Origin of the sequence: Pseudomonas cyclaminis (assembly GCF_015163715.1) — a bacterium.
Classification (GTDB): Bacteria; Pseudomonadota; Gammaproteobacteria; order Pseudomonadales; family Pseudomonadaceae; genus Aquipseudomonas; species Aquipseudomonas cyclaminis.
In genome coordinates this window covers 1-8,789 of the sequence record NZ_JADDUM010000312.1, presented here as the reverse complement: position 1 = coordinate 8,789, position 8,789 = coordinate 1, and the positions used below count along the sequence as shown (strand labels likewise).

General features: G+C 59.0%; 5 protein-coding genes and 1 pseudogene. 2 read left to right on the top strand and 4 right to left on the bottom strand.

The genetic code is table 11. The features are described 5' to 3' along the window. Positions 1-89: 89 nt before the first annotated feature. The 4 genes and pseudogenes from ntrC to glnA all read right to left on the bottom strand — a co-directional run bounded on the left by ntrC (position 90) and on the right by glnA (position 4,889). Positions 90-1,525 (bottom strand): annotated as a pseudogene (gene ntrC / locus IQK56_RS29195) (nitrogen regulation protein NR(I)). After that, positions 1,522-2,607, bottom strand: coding sequence for a nitrogen regulation protein NR(II) (gene glnL, locus IQK56_RS29190; RefSeq protein ID WP_122305418.1), 1,086 nt, complete (start codon positions 2,605-2,607; stop codon positions 1,522-1,524). Before glnL ends, ntrC begins: the two are co-directional and overlap by 4 nt. A gap of 253 nt (positions 2,608-2,860) precedes the next feature. Continuing rightward, the gene (locus IQK56_RS29185; RefSeq protein ID WP_193864113.1) at positions 2,861-3,397 is read right to left on the bottom strand and encodes a chorismate mutase; all 537 of its coding nucleotides are present in this window, start codon (positions 3,395-3,397) and stop codon (positions 2,861-2,863) included. Between the two features lie 85 nt (positions 3,398-3,482). Further along, the gene (gene glnA / locus IQK56_RS29180; RefSeq protein ID WP_032890148.1) at positions 3,483-4,889 is read right to left on the bottom strand and encodes a type I glutamate--ammonia ligase; all 1,407 of its coding nucleotides are present in this window, start codon (positions 4,887-4,889) and stop codon (positions 3,483-3,485) included. 334 nt (positions 4,890-5,223) lie between these two features. Between glnA and thiI the strand changes: the two genes are divergently transcribed. Both thiI and typA read left to right on the top strand, forming a co-directional pair. Beyond that, the gene (thiI, locus tag IQK56_RS29175; RefSeq protein WP_122305422.1) at positions 5,224-6,678 is read left to right on the top strand and encodes a tRNA uracil 4-sulfurtransferase ThiI; all 1,455 of its coding nucleotides are present in this window, start codon (positions 5,224-5,226) and stop codon (positions 6,676-6,678) included. Positions 6,679-6,817: 139 nt separating this feature from the next. Then, a complete protein-coding gene (gene typA / locus IQK56_RS29170) occupies positions 6,818-8,638 on the top strand; it encodes a translational GTPase TypA (protein ID WP_034117299.1) in 1,821 nt (606 codons plus the stop codon). Positions 8,639-8,789 lie beyond the last annotated feature (151 nt).

Here is an 8,789-nt window from a genome sequence, read left to right as displayed (position 1 = left end):
CCCGATTGCGGTGGGTCAGCTACAGATAAGCTGGCTGATACATTGCCATCGGGGGCAGCCTCCACACTAGACCTCAGTGGAGCTGAGAATCAGGCGTCGTCGCCCTCATCATCATCCCCACCGTCCACCTTCATCCCCAACTCCTTGATCTTGCGCGTCAGGGTATTGCGACCCCAACCCAGCAACACCGCAGCGTCGCGACGGCGGCCGGCAGTGTGCTTCAACGCGGTCTCGATCATGATCCGCTCAAACGCCGGCACGGCGCTGTCCAGCAGGTTCGATTGGCCACGTGCCAGCGCCTGGTCGGCCCATTGGCGCAGCGCTTGCTCCCAGTTGGTTACCGGGGCTGAGTCCTGCGGCAGGCTCAACAGCTCCGGCGGCAGGTCGCTGATGTGCACTTCGCGCCCGGAGGCCATCACGGTGATCCAGCGGCAGGTGTTCTCCAGCTGGCGCACGTTGCCTGGCCACGGCAGGTTTTTCAGGTATTCCTCGGTTTCGCTTTTGAGCAGCTTCGGCTCGACGGCCAGCTCCTGGGCGGCGCGGCTGAGGAAGTGGCGGGCGAGGGTCGGGATGTCTTCGCGGCGGTCCGACATGCGAGGAATGTGGATACGGATCACATTGAGGCGGTGGAACAAGTCCTCACGGAACTTGCCCGCGTGCACCAGGGTTTCGAGGTTCTGGTGGGTCGCCGCGATGATGCGCACATCGACCTTGACCGGCGTGTGGCCACCGACGCGGTAGAACTCGCCGTCCGCCAGAACGCGCAGCAGGCGTGTCTGGGTGTCGGCCGGCATATCGCCGATCTCATCGAGGAACAGTGTGCCGCCGTCCGCTTGTTCAAAGCGCCCGCGCCGCAGGTTGGCCGCGCCGGTGAATGCGCCTTTCTCATGGCCGAACAGCTCGGACTCCATCAAATCCTTGGGAATCGCCGCCATGTTCAGTGCGATAAACGGCGACGCCGCCCGTGGGCTGTGACGGTGCAGGGCATGGGCCACCAACTCTTTACCGGTACCCGACTCGCCGTTGATCAGCACGGTGATGTTGGAGTGGCTCAAACGCCCGATGGCGCGAAACACTTCCTGCATCGCCGGTGCTTCGCCGATGATTTCCGGGGTGCGGGTCAGGGCCGGTGGGGCTTCCTGGTTCTGCTGTTCCTGGGCGTGCTGGTTGGCGCGCTTGACCAGCGCCACGGCCTCGTCGACGTCGAACGGCTTGGGCAGGTATTCAAACGCGCCGCCCTGGTAGGACGCGACAGCGCTGTCCAGGTCCGAGTGCGCGGTCATGATGATCACCGGCAGGCGCGGGTGCTGCTCGCGAATCCGTGCCAACAGGTCCAGGCCACTGCGCCGGGCATGCGGATGTCGGAGATGATCACGTCGGGCTGCTGGCGCGCCAGGCGGCTCATCACGCCATCGGCGCTGTCGAAGCTCTGGGTGGTCATGCCTTCCTGTTGCAAGGCTTTCTCGAGGACCCAGCGGATGGAACGGTCGTCATCGACGATCCAGACGGTTTCACTACGGCTCATGTCGAAGGGGCTCCTTGTTCCAGTGGCAGAAAGATCGAGAACGTGGTGTGACCCGGATGGCTCTCACACTCGATCAAGCCCTGATGCTGGCTGATGATGTTCTGGGTAATGGCCAGGCCCAGCCCGGTACCGTCCGGGCGGCCGCTGACCATGGGAAAGAAAATGGTTTCCTGCAGTTCCACAGGAATGCCCGGGCCGTTGTCGATGATCTCGACCTTGGTCACCAGGCGATGGCGCACGTGGCCGATGGTGAACTGGCGCAGGGCGCGGGTGCGCAGGCTGATGCGGCCCAGGCGCAGCTCGTTCTGGCTGCTGATGGCCTGCATCGCGTTGCGCACGATATTGAGCACCGCCTGGATCATCTGCTCGCGGTCGATCAACACGTCAGGAATGCTCGGGTCGTAGTCGCGCACCAAGGTGATGCAGCCCTGGCTCTCGGCCTCGACCAGTTGGCAGACACGCTCCAGCACCTCGTGCACGTTGGTCATCGCCAGGGACGGCAGCTTGTTGGAACCGAGCATGCGGTCCACCAGGTTACGCAGGCGGTCGGCTTCTTCGATGATGACGTTGGTGTAGTCCTTGAGGTGCTCCTCCGGCAGCTCGCGGGCCAGCAACTGCGCTGCGCCACGGATGCCGCCCAGCGGGTTCTTGATCTCATGGGCGAGGCCGCGCACCAGCATCTTGCTGGTTTCCTGCTTGGACAACTGCGCTTCCTCCTTGGTGATGCGCAGCAGGCGGTCACGAGGATGTACTTCGAGCAGCAGCAGGGTGGTGCCGTTGCTCAGGATCGGGGTCACGGCGTAGTCGACAGTCAATGTCTGGCCGGTAAGGGCGGTGAGCATCGCTTCTCGCTTGGTGAACGGGTGTGCCTGCTCCACGGCCTGGCGCAACGAGCTCAAGGCTTCGGCCGACTCGGTGAACAGCTCGCTGATGAACTGCCCATGGCTGCGCTGGCCGCTGATGGCCAGGAGCATCTCCGCCGCCGGGTTCATGTACTCAAGACGCAAATCGTCATTGAGCAGGATGGTCGCGGTGGTCAGGTTGTCGAGTAGCAAACGGTGCAGTGCATCGCTGATGGTCATCAGGACCTCTTTTGGAGCAAGGCGCGGGCTTGAGGCACACGCTGATACAAGGAAAATGCAAAAACCAAACCAAGGCTCCGAAAAGAAGCGTTAAAGCCTTGAAATGGGGGTTTGAGGCGCGAAACTGTGGCGTTCTGCCAGTCTGCTCGGGAAGTTTCGAACCAAAATGGGCTGGACAGGTGGGAAGGGTGCAGCTAATCGCACCAATATAGTGCGATTTGCTGCAGTCTGTTCAGGTAGCCGAAAAAAGCAGTTAGCCGGGGTAAATGCACAGCTCGGCCGTAGCGCGGATCATGGCCAGTTGGCGAAGCGGGTCATTCAGTGGTTCGTGTACGGCGGCCGCCAGCCATTGCGGGCACTGCGGGTCGGTGCGCTGGGGCGTGAAGTCCGCCAGTTGTTGCAACAGGCGTTTTTGCAATTGGTCCAGCTGCGGGCGAATCTGCTTTACCAGGTCCGGGCGCGGATCGTCGGGTGCCTTGCCCTGGAGCTGCCAGTCGGACAGGTGGGTGTATTGCACCAGCTTGTTCGCCTCGATCTGCGCCGAGAAAAACTGCTCGGCGGCGGCGGGGTCAAGTTTGTAGGTCGGGGCCTGGGCGCCGACGCTGGCGATCACCTCTTGCTCGCGCTTTCTGTCTTCCACTGGCTTGTGACTGTCCCATTTGCTCAGCGCCACCTGGTCGGCAATTTCCAGGCGTTCGGCGATGCTGTTGAGCAGGGGTTCAAGCGTGGGTGGTGCGGCAAAAGCACCGGCGCTGGTGAGCAATAAGGTGAGTGCAAGTGGAAGCTTCAAGAGGTGACCTCCTAGGATTGGGCAAAAAAAAAGACCTCCCGAAGGAGGCCTTTTTCATCACGCTACGTCAAGCAGCGCTACCGGATCAGCAGCTGTAGTACAGCTCGTATTCCAGTGGGTGTACGAAGGTGCGAACCTTGATTTCTTCTTCGCTTTTCAGGCCGATGTAAGCGTCGATGAAGTCGTCGCTGAACACGCCGCCTTTGGTCAGGAACGCACGGCCCTTGTCCAGCTCTTCCAGGGCTTCTTTCAGGCTGCCGCACACTTGTGGGATCTCTTTGGCCTCTTCAGGCGGCAGGTCGTACAAGTTTTTGTCGGCGGCGTCGCCAGGGTGGATCTTGTTCTGGATACCGTCCAGGCCGGCCATGACCAGGGCAGCGAAGGCCAGGTACGGGTTGGCTGCCGGATCCGGGAAGCGGGCTTCGATACGGCGAGCGCGAGGGCTGGATACGTAAGGAATACGGATCGAAGCGGAACGGTTGCGCGCCGAGTAGGCCAGCATTACTGGAGCTTCGAAACCTGGGACCAGACGCTTGTAGGAGTTGGTCGACGGGTTGGTGAAGCCGTTCAGGGCCTTACCGTGCTTGATGATGCCGCCGATGAAGTACAGGGCGGTGTCGGACAGGCCGGCATAACCTTCGCCAGCGAAGGTGTTCTTGCCATCTTTGGCGATGGACAGGTGAACGTGCATACCCGAACCGTTATCGCCGTACAGCGGCTTAGGCATGAAGGTAGCGGTACGGCCGTAGGCAACGGCAGTGTTGTGTACGCAGTACTTCAGGGTCTGGACTTCGTCAGCCTTGGCCACCAGGGTGTTGAACTTCACACCGATTTCGTTCTGGCCGGCAGTCGCCACTTCGTGGTGATGCACTTCGATGACCAGGCCCATGTCTTCCATGGCGTTGCACATGGAGGTACGGATTTCGTGGTCGTGGTCGAACGGTGGAACCGGGAAGTAACCGCCTTTGATACCTGGACGGTGGCCATGGTTGCCGCCTTCCACGTCCTGGTCGGACATCCACGAACCTTGTTCGGAGTAGATCTTGAACATGGAGCCGGAGATGTCGGACTTGAACTTCACTTGGTCAAAGATGAAGAATTCTGGCTCCGGGCCTACGAATACAGTGTCACCGATACCGGTCGACTTCAGGTATTCCTCGGCACGCTTGGCGATCGCACGTGGGTCGCGGTCGTAGCCTTGCATGGTCGAAGGCTCGATCACGTCGCACACCAGGATCAGGGTGGCTTCTTCGGTGAACGGGTCGAGCACGGCAGTGCTGTCGTCCGGCATCAGGATCATGTCGGAGGCTTCGATGCCTTTCCAGCCAGCGATGGAGGAACCGTCGAACATTTTGCCTTCTTCGAAGAAAGCATCATCCAGCGCATCGCGAGCCGGCATGGTCACGTGGTGCTGAGTGCCTTTGGTGTCCGTGAAGCGCAGATCAATCCATTTAACGTCATGATCTTTGATGAGTTGAACCGACTTCGACATAGTGTCCTCCGGGTGGCTTCGGGCTGGGGTAGTGGAGTTAGCCCTTAGAATGTGGGTGATGCCGGCGCGGATAGTCCGCCATGGCAACCTGCCTCACAAGAGAGCAAATTGCATGCCAGTGCGCCAACATGGGTTTTTTGCTCCAAAAACGCCCCTATAAAGGTGCATTGCGACAAAAGCTCGAATTTGGCGCACCGCAATGTGGCGTTTGTGTTCGCAAATGCACTGCTTTAGTGCGAGTTGAGTGCTGTGCATATTAACTGGTTAAACCTTGAGCGATTTCCGCTATAATCCGCGCCCCCCTTTTTCAGCAGGCCCGGCGCGCGCTGTTTCCATGAAATTAATCGTTAAAGTCTTCCCCGAGATCACCATTAAAAGCCGACCGGTACGGACGCGTTTCATCCGTCAGTTGGCCAAGAACATCCGTGCCGTGCTCCGCGATCTGGACCCGGCTGTGGTGGTGAACGGCGTGTGGGACAACCTCGAACTGGAAACCCGTGTCACCGACGCCAAAGCCTTGAAGGATATGACCGAGCGCCTGAGCTGCATGCCGGGCATCGCGCATTTCCTGCAGGTGGACGAGTACCCGCTGGGCGACTTCGACGACATCACCGAGAAGTGCAAGCAGCACTTCGGCAATGAGATCGAGGGCAAGATTTTTTCGGTGCGCTGCAAGCGCGCCGGCAAGCACCCATTCAGCTCCATGGATGTAGAGAAATACGTCGGCAGCAAGCTGCGTCGCGAGTGTGGCGCCGCCGGAATTTCCTTGAAAACGCCAGAAATTGAAGTGCGCATGGAAATTCGCGACCAACGGTTGTTTGTAATCCACAGCCAGCACAACAGCATCGGCGGCTACCCGCTGGGCGCCCTGGAACAGACCCTGGTATTGATGTCCGGCGGTTTCGATTCCACGGTGGCGGCTTACCAGATCATGCGCCGCGGCCTGATGAGCCACTTCTGCTTCTTTAACCTGGGCGGGCGTGCACACGAATTGGGCGTGATGGAAGTCGCGCACTTTATCTGGAAGAAGTACGGCAGCTCCCAACGCGTGCTATTTGTGAGCGTACCGTTCGAGGAAGTGCTGGGCGAAATTCTCGGTAAAGTCGATAACAGTCATATGGGCGTAGTATTGAAGCGTATGATGTTGCGCGCTGCGTCCCGAATTGCCGATCAGTTGCAGATCGACGCCCTGGTGACCGGCGAAGCGATTTCCCAGGTTTCCAGCCAGACGCTGCCGAACCTGTCGCTGATCGACTGCGTTACCGAGAAGCTGGTATTGCGCCCGCTGATCGCCAGCCACAAGCAGGACATCATTGATTTGGCAGAAGAAATCGGCACCGCCGACTTCGCCAAGCATATGCCTGAATACTGCGGCGTCATTTCGGTGAACCCCAAGACCCACGCCAAGCGCAACCGCGTGGAGTATGAAGAACAACAGTTTGATATGGCAGTTCTGGAGCGTGCGCTGCAGAACGCCAAGCTGGTCCCGATCGATCGTGTTATCGACGAATTGGGCCAGGATGTGCAGATCGAAGAAGTCAGTGAAGCCCTGGCCGGTCAGATCGTTGTCGACATCCGTCATCCGGATGCCGCTGAAGATGAGCCGCTGGAGATTCCTGGCATCGACGTACAAACGCTGCCGTTCTATGCATTGAACGCGCGTTTCAAGGAACTGGATGACAGCCGTCAGTACCTGCTGTATTGCGACAAAGGCGTGATGAGTCGCCTGCATGCCCACCATTTGCTCAGTGAGGGGCATGCCAATGTGCGCGTTTATCGACCGAGCTAAGAGCCCGGGGCTGTTTGCCTGTGGCCTGCGTCACCGGCCCCCCGACTCTGCCGTCAAGCTGTAACGGCAAGGCCTGACTCTACTGTTAATCGCTGCCACGACCTGTCAGCACACCGAATCCTCTGATCGAGATACACAAGTGATCGAAAATCTACGTAACATCGCCATCATTGCTCACGTTGACCATGGTAAAACCACCCTGGTAGACAAACTCCTGCGTCAATCCGGCACCCTGGAGCGCAACGAGCTCAACGACGAGCGCGTGATGGACTCCAACGACCAGGAAAAAGAGCGCGGTATTACCATCCTGGCAAAAAACACCGCTATCAACTGGAACGGCTACCACATCAACATCGTGGACACCCCGGGCCACGCCGACTTCGGCGGCGAAGTAGAACGCGTAATGTCGATGGTTGACTCCGTTCTGCTGCTGGTTGACGCTCAAGACGGCCCTATGCCGCAAACCCGTTTCGTGACCAAGAAGGCTTTCGAAGCCGGCCTGCGTCCGATCGTGTGCATCAACAAGGTTGACCGTCCAGGCGCGCGTCCGGACTGGGTTCTGGACCAGATCTTCGACCTGTTCGACAACCTGGGTGCTACCGAAGAGCAACTTGATTTCCAAGTGATCTACGCCTCGGCCCTGAACGGTATTGCCGGTCTGGAACACACCGCCATGGCGGAAGACATGACCCCGCTGTACCAGGCGATCGTTGACCACGTTCCACCACCGAAGGTTGATCGTGACGGTCCGTTCCAGATGCAAATCTCGGCACTGGACTACAACAGCTTCCTGGGTGTTATCGGCGTTGGCCGTATCGCTCGTGGTAGCGTCAAGCCGAACACCCCGGTTGTCGCCATCGGCGCCGACGGCAAGAAGCGTAACGGTCGTATCCTGAAGCTGATGGGCCACCACGGCCTGCACCGCATCGACGTTGAAGAAGCTTTCGCCGGCGACATCGTTTGCGTGAGCGGTATGGACTCGCTGTTCATCTCCGACACCCTGTGCCAGCCGGACACTGTCGAGGCGATGAAGCCTCTGACCGTTGACGAGCCAACCGTTTCCATGACCTTCCAGGTAAACGACTCGCCTTTCTGCGGTAAAGAAGGCAAGTTCGTGACTTCCCGTAACATCAAGGAACGTCTGGACAAAGAGCTGCTGTACAACGTTGCTCTGCGCGTTGAAGAAGGCGACTCGGCTGACAAGTTCAAGGTTTCCGGCCGTGGTGAGCTGCACCTCTCGGTACTGATCGAAACCATGCGTCGCGAAGGCTTCGAAATGGGCGTTGGTCGTCCAGAAGTGATCATCCGTCAGGTTGACGGCGTGAAGCAGGAACCGTTCGAAAACGTCACCATCGACACCCCTGAAGAATCCCAGGGCAAGGTCATGGAAGAGATGGGCCTGCGTAAGGGCGACCTGACCAACATGGTGCCGGATGGCAAAGGCCGTGTGCGTCTGGAATACAACATCCCTGCTCGTGGTCTGATCGGTTTCCGTAACCAGTTCCTGACCCTGACCAACGGTGCTGGCATCCTGACCTCGATCTTCGATCGCTACGACACCATGAAGTCCGGCGACATGTCCGGCCGTCAGAACGGTGTTCTGGTATCGGTAGAAACCGGCAAGGCACTGACCTACTCCCTGGAAACCCTTCAGGCGCGTGGCAAGCTGTTTGTTGAACACGGTCAAGAGATCTACAACGGTCAGATCGTTGGTCTGAACAGCCGTGACAACGACATGGGCGTCAACCCAACCAAAGGCAAGAAGCTCGACAACATGCGTGCTTCGGGCAAAGACGAAACCATCGCTCTGGTTCCACCTGTTCGCTTCACCCTGGAACAGGCCCTGGAATTCATCCAGGACGACGAGCTGTGCGAAGTTACGCCTAAGTCGATCCGCCTGCGTAAGAAGATCCTGGACGAAGGCGAGCGTACCCGCGCTGCCAAGAAAGCCAAGAACTGAGTTAACTCAGGCTGAATGAAAAACGCCCCCCGGTCGAAAGGCCGGGGGCGTTTTTTTATGTCTGCAGGTTTGGTGGTGGCTTTACCGGCCTTATCGGGGGCAAGCCCCCTCCCACATTTTGATCTGTGAACGCATTCAAGTGTGGGAGGGG

Excerpts from the sequence above, each read along its gene's own strand:
- glnA (WP_032890148.1), bottom strand. The coding sequence starts at position 4,889 with ATGTCGAAGTCGGTTCAACTCATCAAAGATCATGACGTTAAATGGATT.
- glnL (WP_122305418.1), bottom strand. The coding sequence starts at position 2,607 with ATGACCATCAGCGATGCACTGCACCGTTTGCTACTCGACAACCTGACC.
- thiI (WP_122305422.1), top strand. The coding sequence starts at position 5,224 with ATGAAATTAATCGTTAAAGTCTTCCCCGAGATCACCATTAAAAGCCGA.